We start from the raw sequence: 15,100 nt of genomic DNA, 5'->3' as shown, positions 1-15,100 counted from the left end.
GGGGAAGGCGGCCCGGGCGTGCCGCTTCGGTGCGGCGGCCAGGCGCCGTGCGCGGGAGCGGAAGTGCGTATGATGCGGGAATCGAACCATAGCGTCCAAGACTGGATCCTTATGGTATCCATTGGTGCTACCAATACCCGGGCCGCGATGCTTCTCCGCCACATCCGTTATTTCCTGGCCGTCGCCGAGCAGCGCAGCTTCACGCGGGCGGCCGACGCGCTGCACGTGTCGCAGCCGACGCTGTCGCAGCAGATTCGTCAGCTCGAGGAAACGCTGGGCGTGCAGTTGTTCGACCGTTCGGGGCGCACGGTGCGGCTCACCGAATTCGGCGAAGTCTATGCGCGCCACGCGCGCGCGGCGCTGCACGAGCTCGACACCGGGCAGCGCGCGCTGCACGACGTCGCCGATCTCGGCAGCGGTTCGCTGCGGCTCGCGATGATGCCGACCTTCGCGGCCTACCTGAGCGGCTCGCTGATCGACGCGTTCCATGCGGATTTTCCGAACGTCGCGCTGACGATCGACGCGATGCCGCAGGAACGCATCGAGGCGTTGCTCGCCGACGACCGGCTCGACGCCGGTTTCGCGTTCGTGCCGCCGCGCGCGCCGGACATCGACGCGCTGCCGCTGTGGGAAGAACCGCTCGCGCTCGTGACGGGCCGCACGCACCGCCTGGCCCGCCGCCGCCGTGCGCTGAGCCCGGCCGAACTGGCCGGCGAACCGCTGGTGCTGCTGAGCCGCGCGTTCGCGACGCGCGAGAGCATCGACCGGTATTTCATCGAGCAGGGTGCGCAGCCGAAGATCGCGATCGAGACGAACACGGTCAGCGCGGTGCTGGAACTCGTGCGCTGCGGGCGGCTCGCGACGGTGCTGCCCGACGCGGTCGCGCGCGAGAGCGGCGATTTGTGTGCGCTGGAGCTCGATCCGCCGCTGCCGACGCGCACGGCCGCGCTGCTCACGCGCAAGGGCGCGTACCGCAGCGTCGCGGTGCGCGCGTTCATCGAGCGCGCGCTCGCGTATCGCGATCCTTCGGGAGGGTGACGGTACGGCCGACGAGCGGCCGCGAGCGTTGGCCGGCGGCCGTCAGGCGCCCGGCGTCGGGAAGAAGATGCCCGCGCGCTGCGCGGCGTTCGCGATGTGCGTCTCGATCGCGGTACCCGCGGCGAGCGCATCGCGCGCGATCAGCGCGTCGACGATCGCGCGGTGCTCGTGCCACGTCGACAGCAGCAGCTCGCGCCGGTAGAACGGCATGCGCTGGCTTTCCTTCATGATGTCCGCGCTGCTGCGCAGCACCGATTCGATCGCCGCGTTTCCGGCGAGATGGATGATCCGCATGTGGAAGTCGAAGTCGAGCCGCGACGCTTCGTCGAGCGCGTTTTCGGTCAGCGCGACGTGCAGGTCGGCGAGGTTGTCCTCGAACCACGCGATGTCGTCGTCGCTGACGACGTGCGCGGCCATCCGCGCGGCGAACCCTTCGAGCGCGTAGCGCATCTGGTACGTGTCGGGCGGCGATGACTGCTCGGCGAACCGCCATGGATGGGCGGCCGTCGCCTGCGCGCTTTCGACATACACGCCCTTGCCGGCGCGGATGCGCAGCATCCCGAGCGCCTCGAGCGTGGACAGCGCCTCGCGCAGCGACGCGCGGCTGATCTCCAGCTCCTCGGAGAGCTGGCGCTGGGCCGGCAGCAGGCTGCCGACCGGATACACGCCTGCCTCGATCCGGTCGCGGATCGTCGCGATGGCGGCGTCGGTCACGGTGTGCGGAACGTTTTTCATGATGTGAGCGATGGCCGGTCTGACCAGCATTGTAATCCGCACGCGCACGGTGCATCACCGACCTACGGGAAAGCCACGATCCGCCCCTGTTTGGTGCGTCGAAAGCGCGGGCGAAGGGGTGGGAAATCCCTATTTGATTCGTCCTTGACGCCACTATATCGGCTTCCTACTATCCACCATAACATCACTGGTCTTACCAGTATGAACAGACGAAACTGCAACCGTTGGATCGGGAGAGCGCCGTGTCGAAATTCCTCAATTCGCTGTTTGGCCGGGTAGTCGTCGCATTAATCCTGGGGGTCGCGCTCGGCGCGTTCTTCCCGCATTTCGCCGAATCGCTGCGTCCGCTCGGCGACGGTTTCCTGAAGCTCATCAAGATGGTCATCGGCCCGATCGTGTTCTGCGTCGTGGTCAGCGGGATGGCCAATGCGGGCGACCTGAAGAAGGTCGGTCGGGTCGGCCTGAAGGCGGTCGTCTATTTCGAGGTGATGACGACGATCGCGCTCGGCATCGGGCTCGTCCTCGCGTGGCTCACGCGCCCGGGCGTCGGGATGAACATCGACCTGCACTCGCTCGACGCGGCATCGCTCGCGTCGTACGCGAAGAACGCCGAAAGCCTGAAGGACACGGCCGGCTACCTGATGAAGATCATCCCCGAGACCGCGATCGACGCGTTCGCGAAGGGCGACATCCTGCAGATCCTCGTGTTCGCGGTGCTGTTCGGCTCCGCGCTGTCGCTGCTCGGCGACAAGGCGCAGCGCGTGAACAGCCTGATCGAGGAGCTGTCGCACGTGTTCTTCCGCATCATCGGCTTCATCATCAAGCTTGCGCCGCTCGGCGTGCTCGGCGCGATCGCGTTCACGACCGGCAAGTACGGCGTCGCATCGCTCAAGCAGCTCGGCTATCTCGTCGCGGTGTTCTATCTGAGCTGCTTCGTGTTCGTCACGGTCGTGCTCGGCACGGTGATGCGTCTCGCGGGCTTCTCGGTGTTCAAGCTGATCCGCTACCTGCGCGAGGAACTGTCGATCGTGCTCGGCACGGCATCGTCGGACGCGGTGCTGCCGCAGGTGATGAGCAAGCTCGAATACATGGGCATCAAGGATTCGACGGTCGGTCTCGTGATCCCGACCGGCTATTCGTTCAACCTCGACGGCTTCTCGATCTACCTGACGCTCGCCGTGCTGTTCATCGCGCAGGCCACCAACACGCCGCTGTCCACGCATGACCTGATCGTCGTGCTGCTCGTGTCGCTCGTCACGTCGAAGGGCGCGCACGGGATTCCGGGTTCGGCGATCGTGATCCTCGCGGCGACGCTGTCGGCGATCCCGGCGATTCCGGTGCTCGGCCTCGTGCTGATCCTGCCGGTCGACTGGTTCGTCGGCATCGCCCGCGCGCTGACCAACCTGATCGGCAACTGCGTCGCGACGGTGGTCGTCGCGGTGTGGGAGCACGACATCGACCGGGCCCGTGCGAAGCGCGTGCTGAACCGCGAGCTGCGCTACGTGCCGGCCGACGAGCAGGGCAGCGCCGCGCCGGTCGCCGGCGACCAGGCCCACGCGCTCTGAGCGCGACCCCGCGCGGCGCCGCTTCCCCGGTTGCGCCGCGCGAGCGAATTTCCTGCGGCCGGCACGACGCTGCGCCGGCCCCTCTCAAGATAATGGAGACGACATGGCAGCCCCCATCCTCGATCCGAACGCGCCGGCCTTCACGCGGCGCTACATGAACCTCGCCGACCCGCGCCTGGGCGCGCAGGCACTCTTCGCCAGCGACGAATTCTTCGCGCCGAAGGAGCGCATGCTGAACCCCGAGCCGGCCGTCTTCATTCCCGGCAAGTACGACGACCACGGCAAGTGGATGGACGGTTGGGAGACGCGCCGCAAGCGCACTACCGGTCACGACTTCTGCGTGGTGCGGCTCGCGCGGCCGGGCGTGATTTACGGCGTCGACCTCGATACGAGCCACTTCACCGGCAACTTCCCGCCCGCCGCGTCGATCGAGGCGTGCAGCGTCGACGGCGACACGCCGCCGGACGACGCCGAATGGCGCGCGATCGTCCCCGCGACGACGCTGCAGGGCAATTCGCATCACTACGTGAGCGTCGACGATGCGCAGCCGGTCACGCACCTGCGCGTGAACCTGTATCCGGACGGCGGGCTCGCGCGGCTGCGCGTGTATGGCCAGCCGCAGCGCGACTGGCGCCACGTGCCGGCCGGCGAACTCGTCGATCTGGCGGCGATCGAGAACGGTGGTTACCTGGTGGCCGCGAACAACCAGCACTTCGGCCCGGCCTCGCAGATGCTGATGCCGGGGCGCGGCGCGAACATGGGCGACGGCTGGGAAACGCGGCGCCGCCGCGAGCCCGGCAACGACTGGGCGATCGTCGCGCTGGCGCGGCCGGGCATCATCCGGCGCGTCGAGGTCGATACGGCGTTCTTCAAGGGCAATTTCCCCGACCGCTGTTCGCTGCAGGCCGCGTGGGTCGCGGGCGGCACCGACGATTCGCTCGTCACGCAGGCGATGTTCTGGGCCGAACTGCTCGGCGAGCAGAAGCTGCAAATGGACCACGTGCATACGTTCGACCAACTCGCCGCGCTCGGCCCCGTCACGCACGTGCGCTTGAACATCTTCCCGGACGGCGGCGTGTCGCGCCTGCGTCTGTGGGGCGAGCCGGCTTGAAGGAGGGCATCGGCATGAACGGACCTCATCTCCTGCGCGTCGAGCGCCTGACCCGCGAAGCGTTCGCGCCGTTCGGCGACGTGATCGCGCTCGAAGGCGCGCGGCATTTCCCGATCAACGGCGGCACGACCGAGCGCTTCCACGACCTCGCGACGATCGATGTCTGCGCGGACGGCGGCCGGCCGCTCGTCAGCGTGTTCCGCGCGCAGCCGCGCGCGCTGCCGGTCGCGATCACGCTGATGGAGCGCCATCCGCACGGCAGCCAGGCGTTCATCCCGCTGGCGGCCGTGTCGCGCTACGCGATCGTCGTTGCGCCGGCCGGCGAGTTCCGGCCCGACGCGATGCGTGCGTTCCTGGCCGAAGGCTGGCAGGGCGTGAACTACGCGAAGGGCGTCTGGCACCATCCGCTGCTCGCGCTCGATGCGGTCAGCGACTTCGTGATCGTCGATCGCGGCGGCCCGCAGCCGAACTGCGACGAGATCCCGCTCGACCACGCATGGGCGCTCGAGTTCGAGCCGGCCTGCGCGAGCGCGGCCTGACGCGCGGCGCAGCCGGCATCGGGCAGAAGGCCGCCGCGGGGCGCGGCACGGCACGCGGCCGCGTCAATGGCCGCACGATCGACGACGTTCCCGAACCGGCCCGCACGTGACGCGCGGGCCGTGTCATGGTCCCTGTCCCGAAAACAAGACGGCCCGGACGGCGAGATGCCGGCCGGGCCGTCGCGCATGCGCGATGGGTGCGGATCAGTGCTTGCGGTGCGGGCAGTTCTCGGTCGTGCAGGAACCGTACATCGCGAGCGAGTGTTCCTGGAGCCGGAAGCCGCGTTCCTTTGCGATCGCCTGCTGGCGGCCTTCGATCTCCGCATCGAAGAATTCCTCGACGCGGCCGCAATCGAGGCAGACGAGGTGGTCGTGGTGCGAGCCTTCGTTCAGTTCGAACACGGCCTTGCCGGATTCGAAGTTGCTGCGCGTGAGCAGGCCGGCCTGCTCGAATTGCGTCAGCACGCGGTAAACGGTGGCGAGCCCGATGTCCAGCTGCTCGTTGAGCAGGTTGCGGTAGACGTCTTCGGCCGTCAGGTGACGCACCGGGCTTTGCTGGAAGATCTCGAGAATCTTGAGGCGCGGTAGGGTGGCCTTTAGCCCGATATTCTTGAGATCCGTCGGATTGGTCATGGCTAGGCATCCCTAGAGTACAATGCAGGGCTTCAATGTTACCGGCTTTTCGCCGTTCCAGAAACACGCGCGGTCCGCGACGCGGGCCAGCACGGTGACGGAAATGATCCCAGAATCTCTTTCGCACTTTCAGAGGAGTCGCATGCGGAGTGCCATCATCGCTGCCGCCGCCGTTGCCGCGCTGGCTGGTTGTTCGTCGTACGACAGCGTGACGCAGCGTATCGCGCAGAGCATCACGCCCTATCGGATCACTGTCGTGCAGGGCAACTTCGTGTCGCAGGAGAAGGCCGCGCAGCTGCAGGCCGGGATGACGCGCGAGCAGGTCCGCGCGCTGCTCGGCACGCCGCTGCTGACGGACATGTTCCATGCGGACCGCTGGGATTACCTCTTTTACTTCAAGCGCGGCTCGACGTCCGTCGTCCAGCAGCGCGACCTCGTGCTGACGTTCTCGGGCGATCGCCTCGCGGGCTGGACGGGCGCCGACAACCTGCCTTCCGAACTCGATCTGCTGGCCGATATCGACGGCGATCGCGGCGGCAAGAAGGCGAAGGCTGCAGCCGCGGCGAAGAAGGCTTCCGAAGCCGCTGCCGCGAGTGCCGCGCAGGCCACCGCCGCCGCGAGCCCGTCCCCCGAGCCGGCATCCGGCGCGGCCGCGGCGGTCGAACAGGATGCGAACGCACAGGCGGCGCGCGCGGCGAACCGCGCGACCAACCAGGTGTCGGGTCAGGGCGCGGCCGCACGCCGCTTCACGCCGTCCGCGCAGGCCTCGAGCGGCGCGCCGGTGCCGGGCGGCCAGCCGCCGGGCGCCGCGCCGGCGATCCAGCCGCAGTTCCAGTTCCATCGTCCGCCGCCGCCGAACGCGTCGAACGAGGCAGCGCCGCCGGTCGGCCCGCAAGGCTCGGACAACCTGCAGAACCAGCCGCTCACCGCGCCGGCCCAGTCGCAGTAAGCGGCCGGCGTGCGGAAACAGGGCGGCATGCGCCGCCCGCCTTTAGACCTGTCGTGTAGAAAGCCATGAAGATTGCGATTGCCGGTGCATCGGGCCGTATGGGCCGGATGCTGATCGAAGCCGTTCTCAACGATGCCGACGCGCAGCTCGTCGGCGCGCTCGACCGCGCCGATTCGCCGTTCCTCGGCCAGGACGCGGGCGCGTTCCTCGGCAAGGAAACCGGGATCAAGCTGACCGACGACCTCGACGCGGTGTTCGCGCAGGCCGACTACCTGATCGACTTCACGCGTCCGGAAGGCACGATCGCGCACGTCGCGGCCGCGCTGCGCCACGACGTGAAGCTCGTGATCGGCACGACCGGCTTCACCGCCGAGCAGAAGGCCGAGCTGCAGGCCGCGGCAGGCAAGATCGGCATCGTGTTCGCGGCGAACATGAGCGTCGGCGTGAACGTCACGCTGAAGCTGCTCGAATTCGCGGCGAAGCATTTCTCGCACGGCTACGACATCGAGATCATCGAGGCGCACCACCGTCACAAGGTCGACGCGCCGTCGGGCACCGCGCTGATGATGGGCGAGGCCGTCGCCGGCGCGCTCGGGCGCTCGCTCGACGAGTGTGCGGTGTACGGCCGCCAGGGCGTGACCGGCGAACGCGATCCGTCGACGATCGGCTTCGCGGCCGTGCGCGGCGGCGACATCGTCGGCGATCACACCGTGCTGTTCGCCGGGATCGGCGAACGGATCGAGATCACCCACAAGTCGTCGAGCCGCGTGTCGTACGCGCAGGGCGCGCTGCGTGCGGTCCGCTTCCTGTCGGCGCGCGGCGCCGGCCTGTTCGACATGCAGGACGTGCTCGGCCTGCGCTGACCCTCACGGGGAAACTCCGATGGCCATTCCCACCGGTGTTGTCCACTACCTCGAAAGCGGCGATGCGATCACGCACGCCGTCGCCTATGTGCTGCTGGCGATGTCCATCGCCAGCTGGTGCTTCCTCGTCATGAAAGCCTGGCTGCTGGTCCGCGCGAAGCGGCAGGGGCCGCGCGCGCTCGCCGCGTTCTGGCGTGCGGCGTCGCTCGACGCGGGCATCGCCGCGCTCGCCGGCGCCGATCGAGAGCGCGTGTTCGTACCGCTCGCCGAAGCCGCGCGTGATGCGGCCGACGAACACGATCCGGCCGCGCTGGCCGCGCGCGTCGAGCGCAGCGAACGCGTGCTGCGCGCGCTGCGTCACGCGATGCTGCGTTCGCAGCGGCGTCTCGAGTTCGGCCAGGTGCTGCTCGCGTCGATCGGCAGCACCGCACCGTTCGTCGGGCTGCTCGGCACCGTCTGGGGTATCTACCACGCGCTCGGCAGCATCGCCGCGAGCGGGCAGGCGCAGATCGAGAACGTCGCGGGGCCGGTCGGCGAGGCGCTGATCATGACCGCGTTCGGGCTCGTCGTCGCGATCCCCGCGGTGCTTGCCTACAACATCCTCGGGCGGCTCGTGCGGCAACTCGCCGAGGAGCTCGACGGCTTCGCGCGCGACCTGCACGTGTTCGTGTGCGCGCAGGGCGCCTGACGCGCGGCCGGGAGGAGCGACCATGGCATTCGGCGGGCTGGAGCACCACAAGACGTCCGCGCCGATGGCGGAGATCAACATGACGCCGCTGATCGACGTGATGCTCGTGCTGCTCGTGATCTTCATCATTACCGCGCCGCTGATGACGCACGCGATCCGCCTCGACCTGCCGAAGGTCGCGGCCGGCGTCGCGCGCGATACGCCGCAATCGATCACGCTGTCGATCGACGACGCCGGCAAGCTGTACTGGGACGACGCACCGGTCGCGCTCGACGCGCTGCCCGCGCGCTTCCGGGCCGCCGCCGCGGGCGCGGCGCCGCCCGAGCTGCGGCTGCGCGCATCGCGCGCGACCCGCTACGACGTGATCGCACAGGTGATGGGCGCCGCGCAGGCCGCGGGGCTCGCGCGGATCGGCTTCGTCACCGACATGCCGCCGGCGGGCGCCGCCGCGCCGGCCGCCGCGGGCGCGAAACGCTGACGCGCCGGCCGCCGGCGCGTCCCGCGCAGGCAAGAATGCGCACCGGCCCGCGAGACCGGCCGTACCGCACTCCACGAACGGTATAATCGTCGTTTCCGCCCGGTTGGCAGGGTTTCGCCGGGTAGCCCGGAGAACCTCCGGGTTACCGGGTGATGCTCCGGAACCATGATGCAGGCCCGAGAACCGTGAGCCTGCTCCCGTCGCCGGGCTGCCCGATTTCGTCCACTTCCGCGTGCCCGCCTCGTGGCGCGCCGCTTAAAGCCTAGTCCGAACCACACCATGCACGAGAGATACGTACCCGCCGACGTCGAAGCCGCCGCCCAGGGCGACTGGCGCGCAGCCGATGCCTACAAGACGAAGGAAGACTCGCAGAAGCCGAAGTTCTACTGCGTGTCGATGCTGCCGTACCCGTCCGGCAAGCTGCACATGGGTCACGTGCGCAACTACACGATCAACGACGTGATGTACCGCTATCTGCGGATGAACGGCTACAACACGCTGATGCCGATGGGCTGGGACGCGTTCGGGATGCCGGCCGAGAACGCCGCGATGGCGAACGGCGTGCCGCCCGCTAAGTGGACCTACGACAACATCGACTACATGAAGGGCCAGATGCAGTCGATGGGCCTCGCGATCGACTGGTCGCGCGAGATCGCGACGTGCAAGCCCGACTATTACAAGTGGAACCAGTGGCTGTTCCTGAAGATGCTCGAGAAGGGCATCGCGTACAAGAAGACGGGCACCGTGAACTGGGACCCGGTCGACCAGACCGTGCTCGCGAACGAGCAGGTGATCGACGGCCGCGGCTGGCGTTCGGGCGCGCTCGTCGAGAAGCGCGAGATCCCGATGTACTACCTGCGGATCACGCAGTACGCGGATGAGCTGCTGAATGACCTCGACGGCCTCGGCTGGCCCGAGCGCGTGAAGATCATGCAGCAGAACTGGATCGGCAAGAGCTTCGGCGTGAACTTCGGCTTCCCGTACGAACTCGACGGCGAGAAGAAGCTGCTGCGCGTGTTCACGACGCGTGCCGACACGATCATGGGCGTCACGTTCTGCGCGATCGCGGCCGAGCACCCGCTCGCGACGCGCCTCGCGCAGGGCAAGCCGGAGATGCAGGCGTTCATCGACGAATGCAAGCGCGGCGGCGTCGCCGAGGCCGACATGGCGACGATGGAGAAGAAGGGCGTCCCGACCGGCTTCTCGGTCACGCACCCGCTGACCGGCGAGCCGGTCGAGGTGTGGATCGGCAACTACGTGCTGATGAGCTACGGCGAAGGCGCGGTGATGGGCGTGCCGGGCCACGACGAGCGCGATTTCGCATTCGCGAAGAAATACGACCTGCCGATCAGGCAGGTGATCGCGGCCGAAGGCCAGACCTACTCGCTCGACGCGTGGCAGGAATGGTACGGCGACAAGGACACCGCCGTCTGCATCAACAGCGGCAAGTATGACGGCCTCGCGTACGGCGCGGCGGTCGACGCGATCGCGGCTGATCTGAAGGCCGGCGGCTTCGGCGACAAGCAGGTCACGTGGCGCCTGCGCGACTGGGGCGTGTCGCGCCAGCGCTACTGGGGCACGCCGATCCCGATCATCCACTGCCCGTCGTGCGGCGACGTGCCGGTGCCGGAGCAGGACCTGCCGGTCGTGCTGCCGGAAGACCTCGTGCCGGACGGCTCGGGCAACCCGCTCGCGAAGTCGGAAGCGTTCCTGAACTGCACGTGCCCGAAGTGCGGCGCGGCGGCGAAGCGTGAAACCGACACGATGGACACCTTCGTCGATTCGTCGTGGTACTTCTCGCGCTACACGGCGCCGGATGCCGAGACGATGGTTGACGCGCGCACCGATTACTGGATGCCGATGGATCAGTACATCGGCGGCATCGAGCACGCGATTCTGCACCTGCTGTATTCGCGCTTCTGGACCAAGGTGATGCGCGACCTCGGCCTCGTGAAGTTCGGCGAGCCGGCGAAGAACCTGCTCACGCAGGGGATGGTGCTGAACGAGACGTTCTACCGTGAAGACGCGTCGGGCAAGAAGACCTGGTACAACCCGGCCGACGTGACGGTCACGCACGACGACAAGGGCCGCCCGGTCGGCGCGACGCTGAACAAGGACGGCGAGCCGGTCGTGCTCGGCGGCATCGAGAAGATGTCGAAGTCGAAGAACAACGGCGTCGACCCGCAGGTGCTGATCGACCAGTACGGCGCCGATACCGCGCGCCTGTTCACGATGTTCGCCGCGCCGCCCGAGCAGCAGCTCGAGTGGTCGGGTGCGGGCGTCGAAGGCGCGAGCCGTTTCCTGCGCCGCGTGTGGAGCTTCGGCGCCACGAATCGCGAAGCGCTTGCCGCGCGCGCGGGCTTCGACGCTGCCGCGCTCGGCGACGCCGACAAGGCGCTGCGCCGCGAGATCTACAGCGTGCTGAAGCAGGCCGATTTCGACTACCAGCGTCTGCAGTACAACACGGTCGTGTCGGCCGCGATGAAGATGCTGAACGCGATCGACGGCGCGAAGGGCGCGACGCCCGGCGTGCAGCGCGAGACGTACGGTGTTCTGCTGCGCGTGCTGTACCCTGTCGTGCCGCACGCCACGTTCGAGCTGTGGAAGGCGCTCGGCTACGCGGACGAATTCGGCCCGCTGCTCGACGCACCCTGGCCGAAGGTCGACGAGGCCGCGCTCGAGCAGGCCGAGATCGAACTCGTGCTGCAGGTGAACGGCAAGGTGCGCGGCGCGCTGAAGGTTGCGAAGGACGCGAGCCGCGAGGCGATCGAAGCCGCGGCGGTGGCCGACGAAGCATTCGCGAAGTTCAGCGACGGCAAGCCGGCGAAGAAGATCGTCGTCGTGCCGGGCCGCCTCGTGAACATCGTCGTCTGACGGCCGCCGGCCGTCGGGCGCACACAGAAGGAGCGAAGGTGATCCGCAGATCGTTTTTGATGCTCGTCGGCAGCGCGGTCGCGCTGTCGGCATGCGGCTTCCAGTTGCGCGGCCAGCAGGACTACGCGTTCAAGCGCCTGCTGGTGGCCGGCGCGCCGGCACCCGTCGAGGCGCGCCTCGTGCGCCTCGTCGAGGCCGGCAGCGACACGAAGATCGTCAAGTCGGCGGACGACGCCGACGCCGTGCTGCGCATGTGGGAGTCGCGTGGCCAGAACACGCTGACGCTCAACAAGTACGGCTCGGCGCAGGAGTACGCACTCTTCTACACGTTGAACTACACGCTGACGAGCAAGGACGGCACAGTGCTGATCCCGCCGAGCGCGATCGCGTTGAACCGCGCGATGACGTACAGCGACCAGTACACGAACGCGAAGGCGCAGGAAGCCGAGATCCTGTACGGCGATATGGAGAACGACGCGGTCGACCAGCTGATGCGGCGTCTCGCGATCGTCCACTCGCTGACGCCGGCGCCGGAGGACGTGGTGCCGGGCGTTGCGCCGGGTGCACCGCTGCCGCCGCCGCCACTTTGACCGCCGGCGCACGTACCGATGCAATTGCGACTTGATGCGCTGGAGCCGCACCTCGCGAAGGGGATGGCCGGGCTCTACACCGTCTACGGCGACGAGCCGCTGCTCGCGCAGGAAGCGTGCGACCGCATTCGTGCGGCCGCGCGCGCGGCCGGCTTCACCGAGCGTTCGGTGCATACGGTCGAGCGCGGCTTCGACTGGAGCGTGCTGCTCGGCGCGACCCAGGCGATGTCGCTGTTCGGCGAGCGTCAGCTGATCGAGCTGCGCATTCCGTCGGGCAAGCCCGGTAAGGAAGGCGCCGACGCGCTGAAGACGCTCGCGGCAACCCCCAATCCCGACGCGCTGATGCTCGTCACGTTGCCGCGCCTCGACGCGGCGACGCAGAAGTCCGCGTGGTTTACTGCGCTGCAGAACGGCGGCGTCGCGCTGAAGATCGATCCGGTCGACCGTGCGCAGCTGCCGACCTGGATCGGCCAGCGCCTGTCGATGCAGGGCCAGCGCGTCGCTGCCGGCGACGACGGGCGACGCGCGCTGCAGTTCATCGCGGAGCGTGTCGAGGGCAACCTGCTCGCCGCGCACCAGGAAATCCAGAAACTCGGGCTGCTCTATCCGCAGGGCGCGCTGTCGTTCGAGCAGGTGCACGACGCGGTGCTGAACGTTGCGCGCTACGACGTCTTCAAGCTGAACGAGGCGATGCTCGCGGGCGACGCCGCGCGGCTCGCGCGGATGATCGACGGGCTGAAGGGCGAGGGCGAGGCGATCGTGCTCGTGATGTGGGCCGTCGTCGAGGAATTGCGCACGCTGCTGCGGATCAAGCGCGGCACGACGGCCGGCAAGCCGCTGGCCACGCTGCTGCGCGAGAACCGCGTATGGGGCCCGCGCGAGCGGCTGATCGGCCCCGCGCTGAATCGCGTGTCGGAAGCCGTGCTCGAGAAGGCGCTCGCATTCGCCGCGAAGCTCGACCGCCAGGTGAAGGGGCTGTCGGCCGTCACGCCGGGCCGCCGCACGCAGGACGATCCGCCGCCCGATCCGTGGGACGGCCTGTTCCAGCTTGCGATGACGGTGGCGGGCGCCCGCGGCGAGCGACCGCCGACCGCGGGTCGCGTGCGGCGTTAAGCCTCGTCCGGGCCTTCAGCGCACGCATCGCAACCCGCTTACAATATTTCGATGGCTGGCGCGGCCTTCCTGCCGCCGCGCTGCACGCTTCCCCCACGCATTCACGCCGCGCCAAGCGGCTCGCTTTTCGAGTCACACGATGGATATCGACCAGTACATGACGGACCTGGGCCGCCGTGCCCGGCACGCTTCCCGCGCGATGGCGCGCGCCAGCACGGCCGCGAAGAACGCGGCGCTCGATGCGGTGGCCCGCGCGATCGAGCGCGACGCGCAGGCGCTGAAGGATGCCAACGCGCGCGACGTTGCCCGTGCCCGTGAAAAGGGGCTCGATGCAGCGTTCATCGATCGCCTGACGCTGTCGGACAAGGCGCTGAAGACGATGGTCGAAGGCCTGCGCCAGGTCGCGTCGCTGGCCGATCCGATCGGCGAGATCAGCAATCTCAAGTACCGCCCGAGCGGGATCCAGGTCGGCCAGATGCGCGTGCCGCTCGGCGTGATCGGCATCATCTACGAGTCGCGCCCGAACGTGACGATCGACGCGGCCGCGCTGTGCCTGAAGTCGGGCAACGCGACGATCCTGCGCGGCGGCTCCGAGGCGCTCGAGTCGAACGCGGCGCTCGCGAAGCTGATCGGCGAAGGGCTCGAGGCGGCCGGCCTGCCGCAGGACGCCGTGCAGGTCGTCGCGACGGCCGATCGCGCGGCGGTCGGCAAGCTGATCACGATGACCGAATCTGTCGACGTGATCGTGCCGCGCGGCGGCAAGAGCCTGATCGAGCGCCTGATCAACGAGGCACGCGTGCCGATGATCAAGCACCTCGACGGCATCTGCCATGTGTATGTCGACGAGCGCGCCGATCTGGCCAAGGCGCTGACGGTGTGCGACAACGCGAAGACGCATCGCTACGGCACCTGCAACACGATGGAAACGCTGCTCGTCGCGAGCGGCATCGCGGCGACGCTGCTGCCGCCGCTCGGCAAGCTGTATCGCGACAAGGCGGTCGAACTGCGCGTCGATGCGGCCGCGCGCGCGGTGCTCGACGAGGCGGGTGTCGGCCCGCTCGTCGATGCGAGCGAAGAAGACTGGTACACCGAATATCTCGCGCCGGTGCTCGCGATCAAGGTCGTCGACGGCCTCGACGCGGCGATCGAGCACATCAACCATTACGGCTCGCACCACACCGATGCGATCGTCACCGAGGATCACGACCGCGCGATGCGCTTCCTGCGCGAAGTCGATTCGGCGAGCGTGATGGTCAACGCGTCGACGCGCTTCGCCGACGGCTTCGAATTCGGCCTCGGCGCGGAAATCGGCATCTCGAACGACAAGCTGCACGCGCGCGGTCCCGTCGGCCTGGAAGGGCTCACGTCGCTGAAGTACGTCGTGCTCGGGCACGGCGAAGGCCGCCAGTAAAGCGAGGCGCACAATCGATGGCAATGCTCTGGGTCAAGACGTTCCATATCGTTCTGATCGCCGCGTGGTTCGCCGGGCTGTTCTACCTGCCGCGCATCTATGTGAACCTGGCCATGGAAACCGATCCGGCCGCCGTGCGACGCCTGCTGCTGATGGCGCGCAAGCTGTTCCGCTTCATGACGATGATCGCGGTGCCGGCGCTGGCGTGCGGGCTGTGGCTCTGGCTCGTGATCGGCATCGGCCAGGGACAGGGCTGGATTCACGCGAAGGTGACGGTGGTGCTGCTGCTCGTCATCTACCACGCGTATTGCGGGCACCTGCTGCGAGTGTTCGAGCGCGGCGAGAACCGCCGCACCGACAAGTGGTATCGCGTGTTCAACGAGCTGCCGGTGCTCGGCATGCTCGTGGCGGTCGCGCTGGTCGTGATCAAGCCGTTCTGATCGTTCCGGACGGCACCGCCGGCGCGCTGGCCGGCGATCGATGCGCAACGGCGCCCCTCGGGGCGCCGTTTTC

At 68.3% G+C, this 15,100-nt stretch carries 15 protein-coding genes; 13 read left to right on the top strand and 2 right to left on the bottom strand.

Translation table 11 applies throughout. The features are described from left to right. Positions 1 to 147: 147 nt before the first annotated feature. Positions 148 to 1,038, top strand: a complete 891-nt coding sequence (gene cynR / locus GEM_RS14305; protein WP_014898104.1) for a transcriptional regulator CynR — start codon at positions 148 to 150, stop codon at positions 1,036 to 1,038. 42 nt (positions 1,039 to 1,080) lie between these two features. On the opposite strand, the gene GEM_RS14300 is transcribed toward cynR, so the two are convergent. Beyond that, positions 1,081 to 1,803 (bottom strand): FadR/GntR family transcriptional regulator, encoded by a 723-nt coding sequence (locus GEM_RS14300; RefSeq protein ID WP_014898103.1) that lies wholly within the window; start codon positions 1,801 to 1,803, stop codon positions 1,081 to 1,083. A gap of 212 nt (positions 1,804 to 2,015) precedes the next feature. On the opposite strand from GEM_RS14300, the gene GEM_RS14295 reads away from it, so the two are divergent. The 3 genes from GEM_RS14295 (at position 2,016) to GEM_RS14285 (ending at position 4,988) form a co-directional block, all read left to right on the top strand. Then, positions 2,016 to 3,338 carry a C4-dicarboxylate transporter DctA gene (locus GEM_RS14295; RefSeq protein ID WP_014898102.1) on the top strand — a complete coding sequence of 441 codons (1,323 nt, stop codon included), beginning with the start codon at positions 2,016 to 2,018 and terminating at the stop codon, positions 3,336 to 3,338. A gap of 103 nt (positions 3,339 to 3,441) precedes the next feature. Then, a complete protein-coding gene (gene alc, locus GEM_RS14290; protein WP_014898101.1) occupies positions 3,442 to 4,449 on the top strand; it encodes an allantoicase in 1,008 nt (335 codons plus the stop codon). A gap of 14 nt (positions 4,450 to 4,463) precedes the next feature. Next, a complete protein-coding gene (locus GEM_RS14285) occupies positions 4,464 to 4,988 on the top strand; it encodes an ureidoglycolate lyase (protein ID WP_014898100.1) in 525 nt (174 codons plus the stop codon). 204 nt (positions 4,989 to 5,192) lie between these two features. Here the strand turns inward: GEM_RS14285 and fur are convergent, their stop codons facing one another. Further along, positions 5,193 to 5,621 carry a ferric iron uptake transcriptional regulator gene (gene fur, locus GEM_RS14280; protein WP_011350926.1) on the bottom strand — a complete coding sequence of 143 codons (429 nt, stop codon included), beginning with the start codon at positions 5,619 to 5,621 and terminating at the stop codon, positions 5,193 to 5,195. A 142-nt stretch (positions 5,622 to 5,763) separates the two neighbouring features. Here fur and bamE point away from each other — a divergent pair, with 142 nt between their 5' ends. From bamE to GEM_RS14235, 9 genes are all read left to right on the top strand, one after another. Further along, the gene (gene bamE / locus GEM_RS14275) at positions 5,764 to 6,570 is read left to right on the top strand and encodes an outer membrane protein assembly factor BamE (protein WP_014898099.1); all 807 of its coding nucleotides are present in this window, start codon (positions 5,764 to 5,766) and stop codon (positions 6,568 to 6,570) included. 65 nt (positions 6,571 to 6,635) lie between these two features. Next, complete coding sequence (dapB, locus tag GEM_RS14270; RefSeq protein ID WP_014898098.1) at positions 6,636 to 7,433, top strand: 4-hydroxy-tetrahydrodipicolinate reductase; 798 nt, start codon at positions 6,636 to 6,638, stop codon at positions 7,431 to 7,433. A gap of 19 nt (positions 7,434 to 7,452) precedes the next feature. Next, positions 7,453 to 8,121: a MotA/TolQ/ExbB proton channel family protein gene (locus tag GEM_RS14265; RefSeq protein WP_014898097.1), complete on the top strand. Its 669-nt coding sequence runs from the start codon at positions 7,453 to 7,455 to the stop codon at positions 8,119 to 8,121. Positions 8,122 to 8,143: 22 nt separating this feature from the next. Further along, positions 8,144 to 8,599 carry an ExbD/TolR family protein gene (locus GEM_RS14260; RefSeq protein WP_014898096.1) on the top strand — a complete coding sequence of 152 codons (456 nt, stop codon included), beginning with the start codon at positions 8,144 to 8,146 and terminating at the stop codon, positions 8,597 to 8,599. Between the two features lie 279 nt (positions 8,600 to 8,878). Continuing rightward, on the top strand, positions 8,879 to 11,473 hold the full coding sequence (leuS, locus tag GEM_RS14255; RefSeq protein WP_014898095.1) for a leucine--tRNA ligase: 2,595 nt from the start codon (positions 8,879 to 8,881) through the stop codon (positions 11,471 to 11,473). Between the two features lie 38 nt (positions 11,474 to 11,511). Continuing rightward, complete coding sequence (gene lptE / locus GEM_RS14250; RefSeq protein ID WP_014898094.1) at positions 11,512 to 12,063, top strand: LPS assembly lipoprotein LptE; 552 nt, start codon at positions 11,512 to 11,514, stop codon at positions 12,061 to 12,063. 18 nt (positions 12,064 to 12,081) lie between these two features. Then, positions 12,082 to 13,176 (top strand): DNA polymerase III subunit delta, encoded by a 1,095-nt coding sequence (gene holA / locus GEM_RS14245; RefSeq protein WP_014898093.1) that lies wholly within the window; start codon positions 12,082 to 12,084, stop codon positions 13,174 to 13,176. Between the two features lie 139 nt (positions 13,177 to 13,315). Continuing rightward, positions 13,316 to 14,587, top strand: a complete 1,272-nt coding sequence (locus tag GEM_RS14240; protein ID WP_014898092.1) for a glutamate-5-semialdehyde dehydrogenase — start codon at positions 13,316 to 13,318, stop codon at positions 14,585 to 14,587. Between the two features lie 17 nt (positions 14,588 to 14,604). Further along, positions 14,605 to 15,027: a CopD family protein gene (locus tag GEM_RS14235; RefSeq protein WP_014898091.1), complete on the top strand. Its 423-nt coding sequence runs from the start codon at positions 14,605 to 14,607 to the stop codon at positions 15,025 to 15,027. Positions 15,028 to 15,100 lie beyond the last annotated feature (73 nt).

This window comes from Burkholderia cepacia GG4 (genome assembly GCF_000292915.1).
Lineage (GTDB): Bacteria > Pseudomonadota > Gammaproteobacteria > Burkholderiales > Burkholderiaceae > Burkholderia > Burkholderia cepacia_D.
This window is presented reverse-complemented; position numbering and strand designations above follow the sequence as displayed.

What these genes read in the sequence shown, in the direction of transcription:
- GEM_RS14285 (WP_014898100.1), top strand. Translation starts at nt 4,464, where the DNA reads ATGAACGGACCTCATCTCCTGCGCGTCGAGCGCCTGACCCGCGAAGCG.
- GEM_RS14240 (WP_014898092.1), top strand. Translation starts at nt 13,316, where the DNA reads ATGGATATCGACCAGTACATGACGGACCTGGGCCGCCGTGCCCGGCAC.
- GEM_RS14265 (WP_014898097.1), top strand. Translation starts at nt 7,453, where the DNA reads ATGGCCATTCCCACCGGTGTTGTCCACTACCTCGAAAGCGGCGATGCG.
- GEM_RS14260 (WP_014898096.1), top strand. Translation starts at nt 8,144, where the DNA reads ATGGCATTCGGCGGGCTGGAGCACCACAAGACGTCCGCGCCGATGGCG.
- holA (WP_014898093.1), top strand. Translation starts at nt 12,082, where the DNA reads ATGCAATTGCGACTTGATGCGCTGGAGCCGCACCTCGCGAAGGGGATG.
- GEM_RS14235 (WP_014898091.1), top strand. Translation starts at nt 14,605, where the DNA reads ATGGCAATGCTCTGGGTCAAGACGTTCCATATCGTTCTGATCGCCGCG.
- bamE (WP_014898099.1), top strand. Translation starts at nt 5,764, where the DNA reads ATGCGGAGTGCCATCATCGCTGCCGCCGCCGTTGCCGCGCTGGCTGGT.
- cynR (WP_014898104.1), top strand. Translation starts at nt 148, where the DNA reads ATGCTTCTCCGCCACATCCGTTATTTCCTGGCCGTCGCCGAGCAGCGC.
- fur (WP_011350926.1), bottom strand. Translation starts at nt 5,621, where the DNA reads ATGACCAATCCGACGGATCTCAAGAATATCGGGCTAAAGGCCACCCTA.
- dapB (WP_014898098.1), top strand. Translation starts at nt 6,636, where the DNA reads ATGAAGATTGCGATTGCCGGTGCATCGGGCCGTATGGGCCGGATGCTG.
- GEM_RS14300 (WP_014898103.1), bottom strand. Translation starts at nt 1,803, where the DNA reads ATGCTGGTCAGACCGGCCATCGCTCACATCATGAAAAACGTTCCGCAC.
- leuS (WP_014898095.1), top strand. Translation starts at nt 8,879, where the DNA reads ATGCACGAGAGATACGTACCCGCCGACGTCGAAGCCGCCGCCCAGGGC.
- alc (WP_014898101.1), top strand. Translation starts at nt 3,442, where the DNA reads ATGGCAGCCCCCATCCTCGATCCGAACGCGCCGGCCTTCACGCGGCGC.